The organism is Verrucosispora sp. ts21 (assembly GCF_002879555.1).
In the GTDB taxonomy this organism is placed as follows: Bacteria; Actinomycetota; Actinomycetes; order Mycobacteriales; family Micromonosporaceae; genus Micromonospora; species Micromonospora gifhornensis.
The window spans coordinates 104,363-125,061 of the sequence record NZ_PNOZ01000010.1 but is presented as its reverse complement, the minus strand read 5'-3'; the positions used below and the strand labels follow the sequence as shown (position 1 = coordinate 125,061).

Below are 20,699 nucleotides of genomic sequence, written 5' to 3'. Positions count from 1 at the left end.
CGCCTCCCGCGATCTTGCACTTTTTGTCGCCGAGATGCCCCACTGCGCCCCTTTTGTCGCGACCAAAAGTGCAAGATCGACGCGGCGAGGACGCGCGGGGCGCGGGCGAGGACGCGCGGCGACGGGCGAGGGGCGGGCAGCGAGGGGCCGAGGGGTTAGTGGAGGGAGAGGGCGGCCAGGGCGGCGTTGACGATGCTGCCGGGGAGCAGGTCGTGCAGGTCGTACAGTTCCTCGACGCTGCCGGACTGGCCGAACTCGTCCACCCCGAGCGGCACCGCGGGGGCGGCCAGGGCCGAGCCGAGCCAGGCCATCGCGTGCGAGGCGGCGTCGTGCACGGTGACCACCGGCACCCGGTCGGCGAAGGCCGACCGCAGGGCGCCGGGCACGCTGGGCACAGTCGCGGTGCGTACGCCCTGACGTAGGGTGCGCTGCCAGGCCCGGTAGAGCCGGTCGAGGCTGGTGACGTCCACGACGTGGGCGGCGACACCCTCGTCGGCCAGTTCCGCCGCGGCGGTCAGCACCTCGGGCAGTACCGCACCCGACGCGGCCAACTGCACCGTCGGGGCCCCGACCAGGTGCGGGTACGCCTGGTGGGCGTCGACCAGCCGGTACGCCCCGGCGAGCACCTGCCGCCGCAGCACCGCGTCGCCGAGCCGGGCGCGGGCCGCCTCGAAGGGTGCCTGGTCCAGCGGCCGGGTGCTGAGCCGGAAGTAGTACGCGCCGTCCTCGGCCGGTGCCGCCGTCACCGCCGACTGGGCCGGGCCGGCGATCTGCCCGAGCGCGTCGCAGAGCAACCAGTCCAGGCTTGTCGCGTACGCCGGTTCGATGAAGGTCACCCCGGGCAGTTCCAGGCCCACGCTCGCGGTGATCGTGGACTGGTGAGCGCCGCCCTCGGGAGCGAGGGTGATGCCCGACGGGGTGCCCGCGACCACGAACCGGGAGCCGGAGTAGGTGCCGTAGAGGAAGGCGTCCAACCCGCGCAGCACGAACGGGTCGTACACGGTGCCGACCGGCAGCAGCGGCTGCCCGGACAGATCCCAGGCCAGGCCGAGCTGGCCGAGCAGCAGGAACAGGTTCATCTCGGAGATGCCCAGCTCGATGTGCTGCCCGTCGGGGCTCTCCGTCCAGCGCAGCATCCGGTCTTCCGACCAGGACCGCTGGGCGGTCGGCGCGAACACCCCGGTCTTGTTGATGAACCCGGCCAGGTTTGTCGAGGTAGCCACGTCCGGTGCGGTGGTGACGAGATACCTGCCCACCTGCGGATCCCGGGCCAGGTCGACAAGCACCCGCCCGAAGACCTCCTGGGTGGAGATCGGCTTGTTGGCGCGTACCTTCGTGGTCTGTGGGACGGTGACCCCCAGCGCGCGCTCGCGGGGCGCGCGTGACAGCGCCTCCCGACGCTGCCCGGCCCGGATGCCCGCGGGCGAGGCCGGGTCGAGACGGTCCCACTCGGTGTCGGGGGTCAGGCCCTGCGTGGCCCGCAGGGCCTCGACCTGCTCGCCGGTGAGCAGCGCCGAATGGTTGCGCGGATTGCCGGCGATCGGCAGACCCCAACCCTTGACCGTGTACGCGAACACCACGCTCGGCCGGTCGGTCACCGCGTCGCACTGGGCGTACGCGTCGAGCAGCGCCGCCAGGTCGTGCCCGCCCAGGTCGGTGACGAGCGGGCCCAATCTGTCGTCGGGGATGTCCGCGACGAACGTGGCGACCTCGGCGGGTGCGCCGTCGAGGAACTGTTTGCGCAGCGCCGGCCCGGTCAGCCCGAACAGCGACTGGTACTGCTCGTTGGGCATCGCGTCGATCCAGTCGCGCAGCGCCTCGCCACCGGGCTGGGCGTACGCCTCGGCCAGCTTGCGGCCGTACTTGACCTCGACCACGTGCCAGCCGGCCGCTTCGAACTGCCCGCGCCACTGGTCGATGCGTACGCCCGGCACGACCCGGTCCAGCGACTGCCGGTTGAAGTCGACCACCCACATCACGTTGCCGAGCCCGGTGGTGGCCGGGTCGGCGACCGCCTCCCAGATGTTGCCCTCGTCCAGTTCGGCGTCACCGATCAACGCGACGAACCGCGAATGGGGGCGGGCGCCGAAGTGCGCGTCCACATAGCGGCGGGTCACCGCGGCGAACAGCGGTGCGGCGGCACCCAGGCCGACCGAGCCGGTGGAGAAGTCCACCCCGTCCGGGTCCTTCGTCCGCGACGGGTACGACTGGAGGCCACCCCGGGCCCGCAGCCGGTTCAGATAGGACCGGTCCAGGTTGCCCAGCAGGTACTGGATGGCGTGGAACACCGGGGAGGCGTGCGGCTTCACCGCGACCCGGTCCTCGGCGTCCAGGTGCGCGAACCACAGCGCCGTCATCGCACTGACCAGCGACGCACTTGACGCCTGGTGCCCGCCGACCTTGACCCCGTCCCCGGTCGCCCGCTCCCGATTGGCGGCATCCACGATCCGGGTGGCGAGCCAGAGCACCCGCCGCTGGATCTCGTCGAGGACATCGATGTCGTGCTGACTCACGGTGGCTCCAGGGGGCATCGCCGTTGACGCCCGGTCGGGGACGGGGGTGGTGGTGCCGACGTCGCTGTGTGTGCCCACCGTCGGAGCGCCGAGGTTGGGCACCGGCTCGGCTATCGAGTCGGATGTTAAGAAGGGGCCCCTCCTCTACGCCAGGCGTTAAGAAGGGGCCCTTCCTTACACCTCAGACGCCGAGGCGGGAGAGGATCAGCTCGCGGACGGTCTTCGCGTCGGCCTGGCCACGGGTGGTCTTCATGACCGCGCCGACCAGCGCACCGGCGGCGGCCACCTTGCCGCTGCGGATCTTGTCGGCGATGTCCGGGTTGGCGGCGATCGCCTCGTCCACGGCGGCGGTGAGCGCGCCAGTGTCGGAGACGACCTCCAGCCCACGGGCCGTCATGATCTCGGTGGGCGAACCCTCACCGGCGACCACACCCTCCAGCACCGTACGGGCCAGCTTGTCGTTGAGCTTGCCGGCGTCGACCAGGCTCTGCAGCTCGGCGACCTGCGCCGGGGTGGCCCCGATGTCGGCAAGCTCCACACCCGTCTCGTTGGCCCGCCGGGACAGCTCACCCAGCCACCACTTGCGGGCGGCGGCCGGCGAGGCACCGGCGGCGACGGTCTGCTCGATCAGCTCGACGGCACCGGCGTTGAGCACCGACTGCATGTCCGCATCCGACAGACCCCACGCCTCCTGGAGGCGACGGCGGTGCAGCCGGGGCAGCTCCGGCAGGGCGGCCTTCAGCTCGGCCACCCAGGCCGGGTCGGGCGCGATGGGCACCAGATCCGGCTCCGGGAAGTAGCGGTAGTCGGTGGCGGTCTCCTTGGACCGGCCCGGAGTGGTGTCTCCGGTGTCCTCGTGGAAGTGCCGGGTCTCCTGGGTGATCCGACCGCCGGCCTCCAGTACGGACGCCTGGCGCAGCATCTCCGAGCGGACCGCCCGCTCGACCGAGCGCAGCGAGTTGACGTTCTTGGTCTCGGTGCGGGTGCCCCACTCCTCGCCGGGCCGGTTCAGCGACGTGTTGACGTCACACCGCAGCGAACCTTCCTCCATGCGTACGTCGGAGACGCCCAGCGAGCGGATCACGTCACGCAGCTCGGTGACGTACGCGCGGGCCACCTCGGGGGCGAGCGCACCGGTGCCGGGGATCGGCTTGGTGACGATCTCGACAAGCGGAATGCCCGCCCGGTTGTAGTCGACGAGCGACTCGGTGGCGCCGTGGATGCGACCGGTGGCGCCGCCGACGTGCAGCGTCTTGCCGGTGTCCTCCTCCAGGTGCACCCGCTCGATGCCGATGCGTACCAGTTCGCCGTTGACCTCGACGTCCAGGTAGCCGTCGAAGCAGAGCGGCTCGTCGTACTGGCTGATCTGGAAGTTCTTCGGCATGTCCGGGTAGAAGTAGTTCTTCCGGGCGAACCGGCACCACTCGGCAATCGAACAGTTCAGCGCCAGGCCGATCCGGATGGTCGCCTCGATGGCGGCCTTGTTCGTCACCGGCAGGGAGCCGGGCAGACCGAGGCAGACCGGGCAGACCCGGGTGTTCGGCTCGCCGCCGAAGTCGGTCGGGCAGCCGCACCACATCTTGGTGTTCGTGCCCAGCTCGACGTGGGTCTCCAGGCCGATCACCGGCTCGAATCGCGCGACGACCTCGTCGTACGCGGGCAGCGTCGTGGTCATGAGAACTCCAGCTTTGCAGGCGGTAGCCGGCCCACGGCGGCATCCGGACACAACGCCGCCAAGCCTAACCGCTCGATCCGGCCCGCCTCGGCGGGGCGTCACCCAGGTGTCGGACCGCGTGTCACTCGGGGGTGCGGAAGCGCCGATGACGGTTGTAGGTCAGCACGAGCAGGATCCCGCCGATGGAGAACGCCAGGACGCTCAGCAACAGCAGCACGAGTGTCGAGTTCGAGCCGGTGACCGGCAGCCACGCCCCACTCGTCTTCGACGGCGACGGGACGGGCGCGGCAGGGCTCTGCGACGGCGTCGAGGTCGGCTCGACCGGGGTCGGCGTGGCCGTGGGCGCGGTCGGTGTGGCGCTCGGACCGGTCGGGGTCGCCGTCGGGGTCGACGTCGCGACGGCGGCGACGATCAACTCCACCTCGGCGGTGGCGCTGGTCCTGGCGCCCGCCGCCCGGACCATGAAGTCGAACGTGCCGGCGCTGCTCGGGGTGCCGCTGAGTCGGCCGTCCGTGGCGAGGGTGAGCCCGGTCGGCAGGGTGCCGGCGGCCAGGGCGAAGGTGATGTTCTCGTCACCGGTGGCGGTGAACCGGAACGAGTACGGCTGGCCGACCCTGCCGGCGGGCGGGTTGCCGGAGGTGAAGGCGGTGGCGGCCTCGGCGACCACGATGGTGATCTCCTGCTCGCCGAAGAAGTCGTTCTTGTCGGTCATCCGCAGGGTGGCGGGGTAGGTGCCGGCCGTGGTCGGCGAACCGCCAAGCGAGTTACCGACCACGAGCATGCCCGGCGGCAGGCTCCCCGCACTCACCGACAACGCGTACGGCGCGGTGCCACCGGTCGCCTCGACCGTGTGGATCGCGTACACCTGCCCCAGGTACATCGGTGACCGGGGCGCGCCCGAGGTGATCTCGATCGTGGGTTCGCGTACCTCGATCGTGGCCGTCTGCTCGGCGAACTGGTCGGCCGCGTCGGTCATCCGCAGGGTGAAGGTGTAGGTGCCCGCCGTGGTCGGCGAACCCCCGAGCGAGTTACCGACCACGAGCATGCCCGGCGGCAGGCTCCCCGCACTCACCGACAACGCGTACGGCGCGGTGCCACCGGTCGCCTCGACCGTGTGGATCGCGTACACCTGCCCCAGGTACATCGGCGACCGGGGCGCGCCCGAAGTGATGGTGACTGCCGCCGCTGCGGCCGGGGGTGCGGTGCCCAGCAGCAGCGCGAGCACCATCGTCAGGGCCATGACCGGGCGCAGTGTCTTCATCGCACATCCAGGTCTGATCAGAACGGCTCGCGTTCGCCAGCGACCAGCCGGTCCAGCCGACTCGTAGTCATCCAATCAGGAAGCTTGATGACGGACAATTACCCGAACGGTGACCAGCGTGTCGCGACGGGCGCGGTGGTACGCCGGCGGCATTCTGTCCGGGGCCAAGATCCGGCTGCTGGCCGGACCGGTGGGCCGCCCACGGCAACCGCGCCCGATGCCCTGGGGTGACCGCACCGGGCGCGCGACGATGTCGTGCGCAGGCGGCGGTCGGCCGCCTGCGCACGATCGATCACAGCGTCGGTGGGGTGAGCGTGCCGACGGCGCTCTCCAGTGCGGCGGCGACCCGGTACATCCGGTCGTCGGCCATGGTCGGGGCCATCACCTGGAGACCGACCGGCAGCCCGTCGGCCAGACCGCACGGCACCGAGATGCCCGGGCCGCCGTACAGGTTGGTCGGGATGGTGAACAGGTCGGCCAGGTACATCTGGTACGGGTCGGAGGTACGCGCACCGAGCGGGAACGCCACGAACGGGGTGGTCGGCGAGATCAGCGCGTCGACCTGCTCGAACGCGGCGGTGAAGTCGCGGGTGATCAGCGTACGGACCTTCTGGGCCTGCCCGTAGTAGGCGTCGTAGTAGCCCGAGGAGAGCGCGTACGTGCCGATCATGATGCGTCGCTTGACCTCGGGGCCGAAGCCGGCCTCCCGGGTCAGCGACATGACCTCCTCCAGCGACCGGTTGCCGTCGTCGCCGACCCGCAGCCCGAACCGGACCCCGTCGAAGCGGGCCAGGTTGGAGGAGCACTCGCTCGGGGCGATCAGGTAGTACGCCGGCAGGGCGTACTTGAAGTGCGGGCAGGAGACCTCCACGATCTCCGCGCCGAGCTTGGTCAGCGTGTCGACCGCCTCGTGGAAGGCGGCCATCACCCCCGGCTCGGCCCCCTCACCGGCGAACTCGCTGACGATGCCCAGCCGCACCCCGGTCAGGTCGCCGGTGGCACCGAGCTTCGCCGCCGCCACCACGTCCGGCATCGGCGCGGCGATGGAGGTCGAGTCGCGCGGGTCGTGCCCGCCGATGGCCTCGTGCAGCAGCGCGGCGTCGAGCACCGTACGCGCGCAGGGGCCGGGGGTGTCCAGCGAGGAGGAGAAGGCCACCAGGCCGTAGCGGGAGGTGCCGCCGTAGGTCGGCTTGGCGCCGACGGTGCCGGTGACCGCGCCCGGCTGGCGGATCGAGCCACCGGTGTCCGAGCCGATCGCCAGCGGCGCCTCGTACGCGGCCAGCGCAGCGGCGCTGCCACCACCGGAACCGCCCGGAATACGGTCGGTGTCCCACGGGTTGCGGGTCGGCCCGTACGCGGAGTACTCCGTGGAGGAGCCCATCGCGAACTCGTCCATGTTCGTCTTACCGAGCATCACCGTGCCGGCGGCGCGCAGCCGCTGCACGATCGTCGAGTCGTACGGCGGACGCCAGCCCTCCAGGATCTTCGACCCGACGGTGGTCGGTACGCCCTTGGTGGTCAGCACGTCCTTGACCGCGACCGGCACCCCGGCCAGCGGGCCCAGCTGGGCACCGGCGGCCCGCTGGGCGTCCACCTCACGGGCGGCGGCCAGCGCGCCCTCGCTGTCGACGTGCAGGAAGGCGTTGATCCGCCCGTCGACGGCGGCGATCCGATCGAGGTGCGCCTGGGTCACCTCGACGGCGGAGGTCTGCCCCGAGGCGACCAGGCCGGCGATCTCGACGGCGCTCAACTTCGTCAGGTCACTCATGCCGCCACTCCGCTTCGCCCGTCACCGAGCACGATGATCCGCTCGCTCACGATGCCACATCCTCGTCCAGGATCCGCGGTACGCGGAACCGCTGCTCCTCCGCGTCGGGTGCACCCGACAGCGCCTCCTGCGGGGTCAGGCACGGCGTCACGACGTCCTCGCGGAACACGTTGGTCAGCGGCACCGAGTGCGAGGTCGGTGGGATGTCGGCGGCGGCGACCTCACCGACCTGGGCTACCGCCTGGAGGATCACGTCGAGCTGGCCGGCGAAGGTGTCGAGTTCCTCCTCCGTGACGGCGAGCCGCGACAGTCGCGCCAGGTGCGCGACCTCCTCGCGGGAGATGGCGGCCATCGGTGCCCCCTTCATGGCTGTCCTGCGTCTGCCTGCGCCCACCGGAGTCGCTACGACCCGTGGTGACGCCAAGCGAGTCTATTGTTCCGCGCCCGACCGAGCGCTGGCGGCTCCCCGGACGCCGATCCGCACCCCCGGATCGGGCCCCGCGGATCAGCGGCGGTGCCGGCGGGTCAGCGGAGGCGCCGGCCGGGTCAGCGGGGGTGTCGCTGGGGTCAGCGGGGGTGGCGGCGGGGCAGTTCCGCTTCGTCGGAGGTGGCGAGCGGGCGCACCGGGCGGTAGCGGGCCAGCCAGGCGACCAGTTCCTCGGCGGGCATCGGCCGGGCGTAGAACCAGCCCTGGGCGGCGTCGCAGCCCGCCGCGTGCAGCATCCGCCAGGTCCGCTCGTCCTCCACCCCCTCGGCCACCACCCGCAGCCCCAGCGCCTTGGCCAGCTCGATTGTCGACCGTACGATCGCCGCGTCGTCGCTGTCGTCGACCATGCCGAGGACGAAGGACCGGTCGACCTTCACCTCCGACAGCGGCAGTCGACGCAGATGTTGCAGGGACGAGTAGCCGGTGCCGAAGTCGTCCAACGCGATGCCGACGCCGATGCGGTGCAGCTGGGTGATGGTGGCCAGCACCCGACGCGGGTCGGCCATCAGGGCGCCTTCGGTGATCTCCAGCTGCAGCCGCTCGGGGGCCACGCCGTAGCGGGTCAGCCGGTCGGCGATCTGCTCGGCGATCTCGCCGGTGTGCAGGTCCCGCACGCTGACGTTGAGGGCCGCCCGCAGGCTGACGCCGGCCGCCGACCACTTCGCGAGCTGCTCCACCACGTCGTCGACGACCCGGCGGGTGAGCAGCCGCATCACCGCGCTCTGCTCGGCGACCCGGATCAGCTCCTCGGGGTCGACCATCCCTCGACGGGGATGACGCCACCGCAGCAACGCCTCCACGCCGACCACCTCGCCGGTGGCGATCTCGACCTGCGGCTGGTAGTAGAGCATGATCTCGCCCGCGTCCGGGGCCGACTCGGTGGAGTCGTCGGGATCCGTGGGCCGGGCCCACACCTCGTCGTCGTGGGGTGGTACCGGTGGGGTGGGTTGGATGCTGCGGCGCAGGATCGGGTCCGCGGCGGTCACGATCTGGTTGATCAGCTCGTCGTCGTGCACCCCGGTCGGCAGCCGGCGTCGACGTCGACTCCACCAGCGCTGGCCGGCCTGCCCGTCCACAGATCCGGCAACGGCCATGGTCGCGCCGTCCCCACCGCGTACCGGGGGCGTGGCCTCCGCTGCGCGCGGCTGGCCCGCCGGTCCCCCTTCCAGCACCCGACGCAGGTCGGCCAGCAGGCCGAGTCGCTCGGCGGAGTTGTGGTCGGACTCGGCCGTGTAGACGGCGACGGTGTCGTTGCGGTGCTTCGCGTCGTACATCGCCACGTCGGCGTGCCGCATCAGGGTGGCGAAGTCCTCGCCGTGATCGGGATAGAGGGCGATGCCGATGGAGCCGCCGACATCAAGCGGCAGCCCGTCCAGCGGCACCGGCTCGGCCAGCACCCGCACCACCTGATCGGCGAAGGCGCGGGCCTGCCCGACGTCGGTCAGGCCGGTCATCACGATGGCGAACTCGTCGCCGCCGAGCCGAGCGACCAGGTCCGGCGGTTCGACCACATCGGTCAGCCGGGCACTCACCTCGACCAGCAGCCGGTCGCCCACCGCGTGCCCGAGGGCGTCGTTGACGTTCTTGAACCGGTCCAGGTCGATCAGGAGCAGGGCCAGGTGGGCGTCCGGCTCACCCCGTGCGGCACGCTCGGCGTGCCGGTGCACCTGCTCGTTCACCTCGGCCAGCAGCGCCTTGCGGTTGGGCAGACCGGTGAGCGGGTCGAGCGCGGCGAGTTGGCGCTGCTCGATGGTGAGCCGCGCCATCCGGTACACCGCGAACAGCGGCACCAGCACCAGCGGGACCAGGGCCGCGCTCGCCCGGGCAGCGGTCATCAGGATCGGCGCGAGCAGCAGCAGGGAGCCGGTGGAGAGCAACTCGAACGGCAGGCCCCGCCAGGCGTTCGGCCACCACCGCTCGCCGAACCGCAGCCGTACGGCGGCGGTGACCAGGCCGTAGTTGACCAGGAACCAGGCGACCCCGGCACCACCGATCGCCGCGACGTCCGCCCAGCTCAGTGGCCCGCCGTCGAACGCGGCATCGGGCCCGAGCCGACTGACCGCGTACGCGGCACCCAGGGAACAGGCGTACTGGGCCGCGTTGAAGGCGGTACGCCACGGCGCGTGGCCCATCCGGACCCCGGACACCAGCACGGCCACCGCCTGCACGGCGACGGCGGGGCCGAGCCCCCAACCGAGCAGGATCGCGAAGGTGAAGCAGCTCGACGGGTAGACCGCCGAGGTCTGTCGCTGGCCGGGTGCCACGAACGGGCGTGCGTCGCAGGCCACCGCGAGCACCGCCATCGTCCAGAACGCCACCGGCAGCGCGTCCAGCGTCGTGGCCAGGGACGCCAGCGCGCCGGCCGAGACCAGCACGGCCACCGCGAGCACACCGGCCACGAAGGCGGTGAACTGCGCCGCCCGTTCGGGCGGGACCAGGTTGCGCGGGTCGGGCGGCTCCATCACACCTCCCGGTACGGGACTCGGCACGTGCTCTCACGTGCCGTGACCCAATGAAACGCCCCTGGCAGGGGTTTTCCCTCGGCGACAGTCACGAATCGGTCGTAGTCGTAACTAAGTTGGTATGCGCCGCGGGTGCCCGGAGGGCTTACTCGTCGACGCGGGCCACCTCGCGGGCCGCCTCGACCCCCGCGTCGAGCAACACCTGGAAACCCTCCTCGTCGAGGATGGGCACCTTCAGGGTGGCGGCCTTGTCCGCCTTGGACCCCGGGTTGTCACCGACCACCACGAAGCCGGTCTTCTTCGACACCGAGCCGGAGACCTTGCCGCCACGCGACTGGATCGCCTCGGCGGCCTGGTCGCGGGAGTATCCACTGAGGGTGCCGGTGACCACGACGGTGAGGCCCTCCAGCGGGCGCGGGCCCTCGGCCACCGCCTCCTCGGCCATCCGTACGCCCGCCTCGGCCCACTTGCGGACCACCTCGCGGTGCCAGTCGACGGCGAACCACTCCCGGATGCTGGCGGCGATGGTCGGGCCGACCCCGTCGACGGAGGACAGCTCCTCCTCGGAGGCGTTGTCGATCGCCTCGATCGAGCGGAAGTGCCGGGCCAGGGCCTGCGCAGCGGTCGGCCCGACGTGCCGGATGGAGAGCGCCACCAGCACCCGCCACAGGTCACGTTCCCTGGCCACGGCGAGGTTGTCGAGCAGCTTTGTCGCGTTGCTGCCGAGGCTGCCGTCCTTGTTGACGAAGAACGGCGACCGGGCCAACTGCTCGGCGTCGAGCGAGAACAGGTCGCCCTCGTCGGTGATGATCTGCGCGTCGAGCAGGGCGGCACCGCTCTTGTAGCCGAGCGCCTCGATGTCGAACGCACCGCGCCCGGCCAGGTGGAACACCCGCTCGCGCAACTGTGCGGGGCAGCTGCGCGAATTCGGGCAGCGGATGTCGACGTCGCCCTCCTTGGCCGGGGCGAGCGGGGTGCCGCAGGCCGGGCAGGTGGTGGGCATGACGAACGGCCGGGCGTCCGGCGGGCGCAGATCGACAACCGGGCCGAGCACCTCGGGAATGACGTCGCCGGCCTTGCGGATCACCACCGTGTCGCCGATCAGCACCCCCTTGCGCTCCACCTCGCGGGCGTTGTGCAGGGTCGCGTACGCCACCGTGGAGCCGGCCACCTTCACCGGCTCGAGCAGGGCGCGGGGGGTGACCCGACCGGTGCGGCCGACCTCGACCTCGATGTCGAGGAGCTTGGTGTTGACCTCTTCCGGGGGGTACTTGAAGGCGATCGCCCAACGGGGTGCCCGGCTGGTCGAGCCGAGTCGTCCCTGGATCGGCACCGGGTCGACCTTGACGACCACACCGTCGATCTCGTGCTCGACGTCGTGCCGGTGCGCGGCGTAGTGGGCGATGTAGTCACGAACGCCGGTCAGATCCGGCAGCACCCGCCAGCGGTCACTTGTCGGCAGCCCCCACGCCTTCAGCGCCGAGTACGACTCGGACTGGGTGCTCGGCTGGAAGCCGCGCCGGGCACCGATGCCGTGCACCACCAGGCGCAGCGGTCGGGACGCGGTGATCCGGGGATCCTTCTGCCGCAGGCTGCCCGCGGCCGCGTTACGCGGATTCGCGAACGGTGCCTTGCCCTGCTCGACCAGACCGGCGTTGAGGTCGGCGAACGCCTCGACCGGGAAGTAGATCTCGCCGCGCACCTCGATGAACTCGGGGACCGGGCCGTACTCGGCCGAGTCGGTCAGCCGGCTGGGCACGTCCCGGATGCTGCGCACGTTGGCCGTGACGTCCTCGCCGGTGCGTCCGTCACCGCGGGTCGCCGCCCGGATCAGCCGCCCGCCCTGGTAGGTCAGGTTGATCGCCAGCCCGTCGACCTTCAGCTCGCACAGGTACGGCACCGGCCCACCGGCGTCCCGCTCGACCCGTTCCGCCCAGGCCGCCAACTCCTCGTCGGCGAAGGCATTGTCCAGCGACATCATCCGTTCGGCGTGCGCGACCGGGGTGAAGTCGGTGGAGAAGGTGCCGCCGACGCGTTGGGTCGGTGAGTCCGGCGTCCGCAGGGCCGGGAACTCCTCCTCCAACGCGGTCAGCTCACGCAGCTGCCTGTCGAACTCGGCGTCGGAGACGGTCGGCGCATCGAGCACGTAGTAGCGGTACTGATGCTCGGTCAGCTCCTGACTGAGGGTGGCGTGGCGCTCCCGCGCCTGCGGAGTCGGCTCGGCTCCCGCCGCCGCCTCCTGCGCCGCGCTGAGCGGCTGACCGCTCGCCTCTTCGGACACGCTGCCGCCTCCGGCCACCGGACCTCCCGTGATCGTGCTACCCCCGCACGGTAGCGCCCGGGTGGGACAACCGGGCCGACCAGGGCAGCAACGAGCGTTGCCGGGGGTGTGCCGGGTCAGTCGCGGCCTGCCGACAGGGCGGTGAGTTGGTCGGCGTACTCGATCCGCTCGGCCCAGCCGGCCGGCCAGGCGGCCATGCCCTGGGCCGCACCCACGAACGCGCCGGCGAGCGCGGCGATGGAGTCGGAGTCACCGGACGTGCGAGCACCCCGGGCGAGGGCGCCGACCGGGTCGTCGGCGTGTCGCACGGCGCAGTAGAGGGCGGTGGCCAGGGCCTCCTCGGCGATCCAGCTCTCGCCGGTGAGCCGGCACGGGTCGCCGCCGTCGTCCGGTGCGGACAGCGCCGCGTCGAGCCGACGCAGCGCCGCAGCGCACTCGTCCCAACCGGCGGCGATGAACGCCTCGGGCGTGGCGGCGTTCGCGCGCCGCCACAGGTCGCCGAGCCAGTCGGCCCGGTAGACGGTCCGTTGCGCGGCCACCCGTTCGCCGAGCAGGCCGGGCAGCTCGGCCAGGCCGACGCCGGCCCGCAGCAACCAGACGGCGTACGCGGTCAGCTCGCTGGCGGCCAGACCTGTCGGGTGACCGTGGGTCAGGCCGGCCTGAAGTTGGGCCAGCCCGGCGAGGGTGTCCGGGTCGACGTCGAGCAGCCCGACCGGGGTGACCCGCATGTTGGCCCCGCAGCCCTTCGAGTCGATCACCGTGGCCTGCTGCCACGGCAGGCCCCGGGACAACTCGGCGCAGGCCCGTAGACAGGTCATCCCCGGTGCCCGGTTGTTGTCCGGGCTGGCTGCCCAGGCCAGGAAGCGTTGCCTCAGCAGTGGTTCCACCGCCCCGGGGGTGAGTTGCGGGGCGTCGTGCAGTGCCCAGGCCACCGCCAGCGCCATCTGGGTGTCGTCGGTGACCAGCACCGGGTCGCCGACCAGGTCCCGAGGGCCGGCCGGCCCGTACCGCTCGTCGATTTCGGCGACGCTGAGGAACTCGGTGGGCTTGCCGAGGGCGTCACCGAAGGCGAGCCCGAAGATCGAACCGGCGACTCGACCCGGCGCAGGAGTGGTCATGGAGGCGATCATGCCGTTCGCCGGCAAGCCCGGGTCACCACCCCCAGACCGCCCGGGCTTGCCGGCCGCGGGTCGCCGGGTGCGTCAGTCCCAGCAGAGGCAGAACGGGTGACCCACCGGGTCGGCGTAGACCCGGAAGCCCTCGCCCTCTCCGGGCAGTCGCCGCGCGCCCAACGCCAGCACCGCCCGCTCCGCCGCCTCGATGTCGTCGACCGTCACGTCGAGGTGCAACTGTTGGGGCCGTTCCGGATCGGGCCAGTCCGGCGGGCGCAGGTCCGGGGCCCGCTGGAAGGCCAGCCGGGGCTGATGGCCGGGTGGGCCCCCGAGCACCACCCATTCGTTGCCCTCCGAGCCCTCCTCCACCAGCGGCAGGCCGAGCAGCTCGGCGTAGAAGCCCGCCAGGGCCCGCGGGTCAGGGCAGTCGATGACAGTGGAACGGAGTCGTCCAATCATGTCCGTCATCCTGCCCACCGGGTACGACGGAAAACCTCACACCTCGGCGAGCCGACGACCCGCGTCCCGGCAGGCGGCCAGGACGGCCCGGGCGTACGCCGGAGTTGCCCCGGCCAGCCCGCAGGCGGGAGTGACCACCACCTGCTCGGCGAGTTGGGCGCGGGGGAAGCCCAGCCGGTCCCAGAGCCCGCCTACCCGATCGGCGACCTGCGCCGACGTCGGCGCGCCAGGGGCCGGCGGCGGTGACGTCGGTACGGCGCCGGCCAGCAGGCCCAGGCCGGCGTCCAGTGCCTCACCCAACGGATCCAGCTCGGTCACCCGGCTCAGGTCGAGCGCCACCCCCACCGCACCGGCCGACCGGATCAGCTCCAGCGGCACGTCCGAGGCGCAGCAGTGCACCACGGTCGGTACGCCCGCCGCCTCGATCACCCCGTGCAGCAGCGCACGGGCCGTCTCCGATTCCACAGCCCGGTACGTGCCGAGGCCACTCTCGGTCGGCACCCGACCGGCCAGCACCGTCGGCAGCGAGGGCTCGTCCAGCTGCAGCAGCACACTGGCCCGGGGCAGCCGGCGGGTCACCGCCTCGACGTGGCCGCGCAGCCCTTCGGCGAGCGAGCCGGCCAGGTCGCGGACGGCACCGGGATCGCGAAGCATCCGGCCACCGATCGGCAACTCCAGCGAGGCGGCCAGGGTGAGCGGGCCACCCGCCTGGATCTTGATGGTGCCGGCGTACTCCTCGGCCTGCTCGGCGAGCTGGTCGAGGTCGCGTTCCATCAGGTCACGTACTCGACGCAGGTCCTTGCCGGGTCGCGGCGCGACCCGCCAACGCGCGGCGTACAACTCCACCGGCAACTCGACGAGCAGGCCGGCGGTGCGCCCGATCAGGTCCGCGCCCGGCCCACGGGCCGGCAATTCGGGCAGGTGTGGCAGGGCGGCAAGTTCGCCGAGCACGATCCGCTGCGCCTCGGCGATGTCGGTGCCGGGCAGCGACCCGATCCCGGTCGCCGCGCCCACCGGCCAAGGCCAATCCCGATCACTCACGGCAGCACCCTACCGCCGTCGTGACCCACCCTGCCGCCACCACCGGCCGACCCGGCCAACTGATCCGGCACCGCGAGCACGACCGGCACCACCAGCACCGCCGCCAGCCCGGTAGGAAGAGGCGGGGCGGTCAGTCGGTGATGGTGGCGGAGCCGAGGACGATGTCGCCGGCCGGGTCGGGGCGGTAGGCCACGATCGCCTGGCCAGCCGCCACCCCGCGAACCGGGCGACGCAGGTCGGCGTGCAGCCGGTCGCCGTCGACGGTGACGACGGCGGGCACGACGACACCGTGCGCCCGCAACTGCACCTCGCACTCGATCGGCTGTTCGGGGCGCGGGCCGCCGGTCCAGACCGGACGGTTGGCGGAGACGGTGGACACCTCCAGCGCCTCGGCCGGCCCGACGGTCACCGTGTTGGTCTTGGGCGTGATGGACAGCACGTACCGGGGTCGGCCGTCCGCGGCGGGCCGGTCCAGGTGCAGGCCACGTCGCTGCCCGATGGTGTACGCGTACGCCCCGGCGTGCTGGCCGACCACGGCGCCGGTGGTCGCGTCGACCACGTCGCCGGGCGACTCGCCGAGCCGCTGGGCGAGGAAACCTCGGGTGTCACCGTCGGCGATGAAGCAGATGTCGTGCGAGTCCGGCTTGTCGGCCACGGCCAGGCCACGCTCGGCGGCCTCCTGCCGCACCTGGGCCTTTGTCGAGTCGCCGAGCGGGAACATCGACCGGTCCAGCTGCTCGCGGGTGAGCACGGCCAGCACGTACGACTGGTCCTTGGCCTCGTCGACACTGCGGCGCAGCAGGCCGTCCGGGCCCAGCCGGGCGTGGTGGCCGGTGACCACCGCGTCGAACCCGAGGGCCACCGCCCGGTCCAGCACCGCAGCGAACTTGATCTTCTCGTTGCAGCGCAGGCACGGGTTGGGGGTACGCCCGGCCGCGTACTCGGCGACGAAGTCGTCGACCACGTCGGCGTGGAACCGGTCGGCCATGTCCCAGACGTAGAAGGGGATGCCGAGCACGTCGGCCGCGCGTCGCGCGTCGCGGGAGTCCTCAAGCGTGCAGCAGCCCCGCGCGCCGGTGCGATAGGTCTGCGGATTGCGCGCCAGAGCCAGGTGTACGCCTGTGACGTCGTGACCGGCCTGCACCGCCCGCGCCGCCGCCACGGCGGAATCCACGCCGCCGGACATCGCCGCCAACACCCTCACCCGGACCACACTCCCTTCCCGTCGAGCCTATCCCCCGCGCCGGCACCCGTCGGCGTTCGGTACGGCCGGTGTTAACAGGGGGCCCCTGCTCTACCGGAGGCGTTAACAAGGGGCCCTTCCTTCACCGTCAGCGGGGGGTGCGTTGGGCGGCGCGACGGGCTCGTTCGACGGCCCCCGGGAGGGCCGCGATCAGGGCGTCGACGTCGGCGGAGGTGCTGTTGTGACCGAGGGAGAACCGCAGCGACGAGCGGGCCCGGTCGTCGTCGGCGCCCATCGCGAGCAGCACGTGCGAAGGCTGCGCCACCCCCGCCGAGCAGGCCGAACCGGTCGAGCAGTAGATGCCCTGGGCGTCCAGCAGGAGCAGCAGGGCGTCACCCTCGCAGCCGGGGAAGGAGAAGTGGGCGTTACCGGGCAGCCGGTCGTCGGGGTCGCCGTTGTAGACGACCTCGGGCACCGCCTGCCGTACCCGCTGGACGAGGTCGTCGCGGAGCGCCGCCACCCGGGCCGCGTACTCCTGCTGGCCCTTCACGGCGGTCTCGACGGCGACGGCGAAGGCGACGATGCCGGCGGCGTCCAGGGTGCCGGAACGCACGTCGCGTTCCTGCCCGCCGCCGTGCAGCAGTGGGACGGCGGCCACGTCCCGGGCCAGCACCAGCGCACCCACCCCGACCGGCCCACCGAGCTTGTGCCCGGTCACGGTGAGGGCGGAAACGCCGCTGGCGGCGAAGTCGACGGGTACCTGGCCGACCGCCTGGATGGCGTCGGTGTGGAACGGCACGCCGTACTCCACCGCGACGGCGGCCAGGTCGGCGATCCGCTGCACGGTGCCGACCTCGTTGTTCGCCCACATCGCGGTGATCAACGCCACCTGATCGCCGTGCTCGGCGAGTTCGGCGCGGAGCGCGTCGGGGTGCAGCCGGCCGACCTCGTCGACCGGCAGCCAGCCCACCTCGGCGTCCTCGTGCCGCTCCAACCAGTCCACCGCGTCGAGTACGGCGTGGTGCTCGATGGCGCTGGAGACCACCCGGCGGCGTCGAGGATCGGCGTCCCGACGGGCCCAGAAGATGCCCTTGACCGCGAGGTTGTCGCTCTCCGTACCGCCACCCGTGAAGATCACTTCGGAGGGCCGGGCACCTAGTGCGGCGGCCACCCGCTCCCGCGACTCCTCCACCCGCCGACGGGCACACCGGCCGGACGCGTGCAGGGAGGACGCGTTGCCGACCTCGCGGGCGGCCGCGACGTACGCCTCGAGTGCCTCGTCGAGCACCGGGGTCGTCGCAGCATGATCCAGGTAAGCCATCACGACTCAGCCTAACGACCGCTGGCGTCCCGACCGCAGGCTGGATAACCCGACGTCGACATCAGAGCGGCACCGCGGTCACCACGATGTTGTCGCGGTACCGGCGGGCCTCGGCGTCGAAGGGTCCGCCGCAGGTGATCAGGGTGAGTCGCGGCCGACCGTCACGGGCGAAATAACGCGCCAACGGGATCTTCGTCTTGTCGTACTCCTCGCGCGCCACCACCCGGTAGGTCCGCTCGACCCCGTCGTCGCCGGTGGCCGTCAGCGTGTCGCCCGGTGCGAGGTCCCGCAGCCGGTAGAAGGCGCCCCGCCCCTGCTCGGCGCTGTCGACGTGGCCGGCGATCACCACCGAACCGGTCTCGGCGGCGAGGCCGGGGCCGTAGCGGTACCAGCCGACCTGGTCGACGCTGGGCGGCACGTCGAACTCGCCGGTGCGCCTGTCCACGCCGACGGGGTCGACCCGGGCGGTGACGTCGATCGCGGGGATCCGGAGCCGGACCGGCGGCACCGCTGCGGCGTCGTCGGGCAGCGCCCCCGGGGCGACCGGCACCGGGGGCACACCCGTCGACGACGCACCGAGCGACGACGCACCGGCCGACGGGCTCGGTTCGGCGAGCGCGGCGGCCTGGTCGCCACCGACGCTCCCGTCCGGTCGGGACACCAAGGCCAGCACGGCCGCCACGGCGAGCGCGGTGGCGCCGGCGGCGACCGCCGCCAGCGCCCCACGGTTGACCATGCTCACCGGCGGCCCGACCGGACGACGACCGCCCGCGCCCCACCGGCGACCAGCAGCAGAACCCCGGTGCCCGCCAGCGCGTACCACCAGAGACCCAGGCCGGTGTCGGCCTGACCACCGGTGCCGCTCGGCACGCCGGAGGGCGCCGAGTGCAGGCCGTCGATGGTCTGCGCCACCACGGTCAGGTTCTCCGCCTCGGCGGAACCGGTGGCGTAGACGATCGTGGCCGTGCCCTCGCGCAGGTTCAGGTCGGCCGGCCCGATCACCACCGTGTCGGTGCCCGCGAGCACCACGTCCGCCGAGACGCTGCCCGCGTCCACGTCGGCCTTTGCCTCGTTCGGGTTGGTCAAGCCCTCGAAGACCGGGCTGCCGCCGGCCCGTACGTCCACCGCCGGCGCGGCGGCGGTGTGCCGGACGATCAGCCGGGCCTTGCCGGCGTCGACCTTGGCGGTGTCGTTGACGAACGGGGTGATCGTGGGCTCGCCCTCGGCGTCGAGGTGGGCGGCGATGCTGATGTTCGCCCCGCCCGGCACCTCGGCGTCGTCCGCGGTCAGGATCGCCTGTCCGATGGGCTCACCGGGCTTGGTCAGGGCGATGTCGTACGACCCCTCCGGCAGGTCCAGCGGACCGGCCACGTCGCCGGGCTTGAAGTTCTCCAGGGTCTTCTCCCCGTTGACGTAGACGTCGACCGGGGTGTCCGGAATGCCGTGGACGACGGAGACCTTCGAGGTGGCGGCGTACGCCGGGGTGGCCGTCGCGATGCCGGTGCCGACGAAGGTCAGCGCGGCGACCGCGCCACCCGCGGCGACCCGGCGAAGGTACGCGAACTGCATGTCTGCCTCCTGCTGTTTCGTGCTGGTTCGTCAGGCTTGCTGTGCACCACGAGTTACGCCGGCACGTCGCCGCCCGGATGCGGCTGGAGGCGACTTTTCTTTTTCGCCCGAGAGCGCATCCAACGGGTACCCGGCGGACGAAAAGCAGTGGAGGAGCCATCGGGCTGACGGACGGGTCGCGGAGCCACGCCGGGCGACAGAGGGGACGGCACTGGTGCGAGCTACAGTCGGGCATGCCTCCAACCAGGCGAGCCGTCTCGTGACGGAGATCCGGCAGCAGCCGGACACTCCCGAGGACGAGTTGGCCCGACGCTTCCGCGCCGGTGACGAACGGGCGCTGCGCGAGGCGTACGAGCGCTACGGGCGGGCCGTCCTGCACCTGGCCACCAGCACACTTGTCAACCGCAGCGACGCGGAGGACGCGACCCAGGCCACCTTCGTCGCCGCCTGGCTCGGCCGGGACACCTTCGATCCGACGAAGGGCTCGCTTGTCGGCTGGCTGCTCGGGATCGGCCGGCGCAAGGTCATCGACCGGCTGCGCTCCTCCGCGCGGGAGAACCGGGTGGTCGAGACCGTACGCCAACTGCCCGAGCCGGTGTCTCCCGGCAGCGACCCGGACACCGTGGTCGACCGGTTGGTGGTGGCCGACGAGTTGGCGCGGCTGCCGGACGAGCAGCGACGCATGTTGGAATTGGCGTTCTTCGACGATCTGACCCACCAGCAGATCGCGGCGGTCACCGGGGTGCCGCTGGGCACGGTGAAGAGTCACATCCGGCGGGGCATGGCGAGCCTGAAGCGCAGATGGGAGGTGGACGGTGCAGCATCTGGAGCACGACCGGCTGATATTTCTGGCGCTCGGTGAGAGTGAGGCGGACGACGCCGACCGCACCCATCTCGACGCCTGCCCGCACTGCCGCGCCGAGTTGACGGGTCTGCGTGAGGTAGCCGGTCTTGGTCGGTCCACCCAGTCCCTGGGTGACCTGCCCGACCCGCCGGAGCACCTCTGGCAGGGCATCACCGCCGAGATCAGGGCCGCCGAACAACTACCCACGCTGACCACCGCTGGACCGCAGTCGGCCGATCAGCGGGACGACCCGGTGACGCCACGGTCGCGCCGACCTCGGCGCTGGGTCCGGTACGCGGTCACCGCGGTCGCCGCCGCCGCGGTCGGCATCGCCGGCACCGCCGCGGTGCTGCGCGAGGGCACCTCACCGCCACCGCCGGTGACGGCCAGCGCCCAACTGGCCGCGTACGGCTCGACCCCGCCACAGGCCCGGGGTGACGCCCGTGTGCTCGGCACCGGAGAACTGCACCTGCACGTGGCGAATCTCCCGCCCGTGTCGGGGTATTACGAGGTGTGGCTGATCAACCCGCAGAACATGGAGATGTTCTCGATCGGGGTTCTCGGTGGCGGCTCTGACGTACTCTTACCGCTGCCGCCGAACGTGGACCTCGGGCAATATTCTGTGGTCGACGTCTCCGCCGAGCAGTTCGACAACAACACCGCCCACTCCGGCGACAGCCTGTTGAGGGGCTCTCTGACGGGCTGATCGGCGGGCCGGTTCAG

General features: G+C 72.1%; 16 protein-coding genes. 2 read left to right on the top strand and 14 right to left on the bottom strand.

Annotated elements, in window-relative coordinates:
• Positions 1-155: 155 nt before the first annotated feature.
• From C1A38_RS06730 to C1A38_RS06665, 14 genes are all read right to left on the bottom strand, one after another.
• Positions 156-2,513 carry a thiamine pyrophosphate-binding protein gene (locus tag C1A38_RS06730; RefSeq protein WP_102656944.1) on the bottom strand — a complete coding sequence of 786 codons (2,358 nt, stop codon included), beginning with the start codon at positions 2,511-2,513 and terminating at the stop codon, positions 156-158.
• A 181-nt stretch (positions 2,514-2,694) separates the two neighbouring features.
• Entirely contained in the window at positions 2,695-4,188 is a 1,494-nt protein-coding gene (gene gatB, locus C1A38_RS06725; protein WP_102656943.1) for an Asp-tRNA(Asn)/Glu-tRNA(Gln) amidotransferase subunit GatB, read from the bottom strand.
• A gap of 121 nt (positions 4,189-4,309) precedes the next feature.
• On the bottom strand, positions 4,310-5,449 hold the full coding sequence (locus tag C1A38_RS32170; protein ID WP_102656942.1) for a putative Ig domain-containing protein: 1,140 nt from the start codon (positions 5,447-5,449) through the stop codon (positions 4,310-4,312).
• Positions 5,450-5,741: 292 nt separating this feature from the next.
• The gene (gene gatA, locus C1A38_RS06715) at positions 5,742-7,217 is read right to left on the bottom strand and encodes an Asp-tRNA(Asn)/Glu-tRNA(Gln) amidotransferase subunit GatA (RefSeq protein WP_102656941.1); all 1,476 of its coding nucleotides are present in this window, start codon (positions 7,215-7,217) and stop codon (positions 5,742-5,744) included.
• A 46-nt stretch (positions 7,218-7,263) separates the two neighbouring features.
• Positions 7,264-7,569 (bottom strand): Asp-tRNA(Asn)/Glu-tRNA(Gln) amidotransferase subunit GatC, encoded by a 306-nt coding sequence (gatC, locus tag C1A38_RS06710; RefSeq protein ID WP_013732007.1) that lies wholly within the window; start codon positions 7,567-7,569, stop codon positions 7,264-7,266.
• Between the two features lie 215 nt (positions 7,570-7,784).
• Positions 7,785-10,166: a putative bifunctional diguanylate cyclase/phosphodiesterase gene (locus C1A38_RS06705; protein ID WP_102656940.1), complete on the bottom strand. Its 2,382-nt coding sequence runs from the start codon at positions 10,164-10,166 to the stop codon at positions 7,785-7,787.
• Between the two features lie 145 nt (positions 10,167-10,311).
• On the bottom strand, positions 10,312-12,447 hold the full coding sequence (gene ligA, locus C1A38_RS06700) for an NAD-dependent DNA ligase LigA (protein ID WP_102656960.1): 2,136 nt from the start codon (positions 12,445-12,447) through the stop codon (positions 10,312-10,314).
• 116 nt (positions 12,448-12,563) lie between these two features.
• Positions 12,564-13,565: an ADP-ribosylglycohydrolase family protein gene (locus C1A38_RS06695; protein ID WP_502696922.1), complete on the bottom strand. Its 1,002-nt coding sequence runs from the start codon at positions 13,563-13,565 to the stop codon at positions 12,564-12,566.
• 84 nt (positions 13,566-13,649) lie between these two features.
• Entirely contained in the window at positions 13,650-14,018 is a 369-nt protein-coding gene (locus C1A38_RS06690; RefSeq protein ID WP_199180108.1) for a VOC family protein, read from the bottom strand.
• 36 nt (positions 14,019-14,054) lie between these two features.
• Positions 14,055-15,059 (bottom strand): uroporphyrinogen decarboxylase/cobalamine-independent methonine synthase family protein, encoded by a 1,005-nt coding sequence (locus tag C1A38_RS06685; RefSeq protein WP_102656937.1) that lies wholly within the window; start codon positions 15,057-15,059, stop codon positions 14,055-14,057.
• Between the two features lie 130 nt (positions 15,060-15,189).
• The gene (gene mnmA, locus C1A38_RS06680; RefSeq protein ID WP_102656936.1) at positions 15,190-16,263 is read right to left on the bottom strand and encodes a tRNA 2-thiouridine(34) synthase MnmA; all 1,074 of its coding nucleotides are present in this window, start codon (positions 16,261-16,263) and stop codon (positions 15,190-15,192) included.
• Between the two features lie 127 nt (positions 16,264-16,390).
• Positions 16,391-17,563 (bottom strand): cysteine desulfurase family protein, encoded by a 1,173-nt coding sequence (locus C1A38_RS06675; RefSeq protein ID WP_102656935.1) that lies wholly within the window; start codon positions 17,561-17,563, stop codon positions 16,391-16,393.
• Between the two features lie 61 nt (positions 17,564-17,624).
• Positions 17,625-18,305: a class F sortase gene (locus tag C1A38_RS06670; RefSeq protein WP_102656934.1), complete on the bottom strand. Its 681-nt coding sequence runs from the start codon at positions 18,303-18,305 to the stop codon at positions 17,625-17,627.
• The gene (locus C1A38_RS06665; protein ID WP_102656933.1) at positions 18,302-19,132 is read right to left on the bottom strand and encodes a DUF4397 domain-containing protein; all 831 of its coding nucleotides are present in this window, start codon (positions 19,130-19,132) and stop codon (positions 18,302-18,304) included. The genes C1A38_RS06670 and C1A38_RS06665 overlap by 4 nt, the downstream gene beginning before the upstream one ends.
• Before the next feature lie 259 nt (positions 19,133-19,391).
• Between C1A38_RS06665 and C1A38_RS06660 the strand changes: the two genes are divergently transcribed.
• Positions 19,392-19,994: an RNA polymerase sigma factor gene (locus C1A38_RS06660; protein WP_102656932.1), complete on the top strand. Its 603-nt coding sequence runs from the start codon at positions 19,392-19,394 to the stop codon at positions 19,992-19,994.
• Entirely contained in the window at positions 19,948-20,682 is a 735-nt protein-coding gene (locus tag C1A38_RS06655) for an anti-sigma factor (protein WP_102656931.1), read from the top strand. The genes C1A38_RS06660 and C1A38_RS06655 overlap by 47 nt, the downstream gene beginning before the upstream one ends.
• Positions 20,683-20,699 lie beyond the last annotated feature (17 nt).

What these genes read in the sequence shown, in the direction of transcription:
- gatB (WP_102656943.1), bottom strand. Translation starts at nt 4,188, where the DNA reads ATGACCACGACGCTGCCCGCGTACGACGAGGTCGTCGCGCGATTCGAG.
- C1A38_RS32170 (WP_102656942.1), bottom strand. Translation starts at nt 5,449, where the DNA reads ATGAAGACACTGCGCCCGGTCATGGCCCTGACGATGGTGCTCGCGCTG.
- gatA (WP_102656941.1), bottom strand. Translation starts at nt 7,217, where the DNA reads ATGAGTGACCTGACGAAGTTGAGCGCCGTCGAGATCGCCGGCCTGGTC.
- gatC (WP_013732007.1), bottom strand. Translation starts at nt 7,569, where the DNA reads ATGGCCGCCATCTCCCGCGAGGAGGTCGCGCACCTGGCGCGACTGTCG.
- C1A38_RS06705 (WP_102656940.1), bottom strand. Translation starts at nt 10,166, where the DNA reads ATGGAGCCGCCCGACCCGCGCAACCTGGTCCCGCCCGAACGGGCGGCG.
- C1A38_RS06695 (WP_502696922.1), bottom strand. Translation starts at nt 13,565, where the DNA reads ATGACCACTCCTGCGCCGGGTCGAGTCGCCGGTTCGATCTTCGGGCTC.
- C1A38_RS06690 (WP_199180108.1), bottom strand. Translation starts at nt 14,018, where the DNA reads ATGATTGGACGACTCCGTTCCACTGTCATCGACTGCCCTGACCCGCGG.
- C1A38_RS06675 (WP_102656935.1), bottom strand. Translation starts at nt 17,563, where the DNA reads ATGGCTTACCTGGATCATGCTGCGACGACCCCGGTGCTCGACGAGGCA.
- C1A38_RS06665 (WP_102656933.1), bottom strand. Translation starts at nt 19,132, where the DNA reads ATGCAGTTCGCGTACCTTCGCCGGGTCGCCGCGGGTGGCGCGGTCGCC.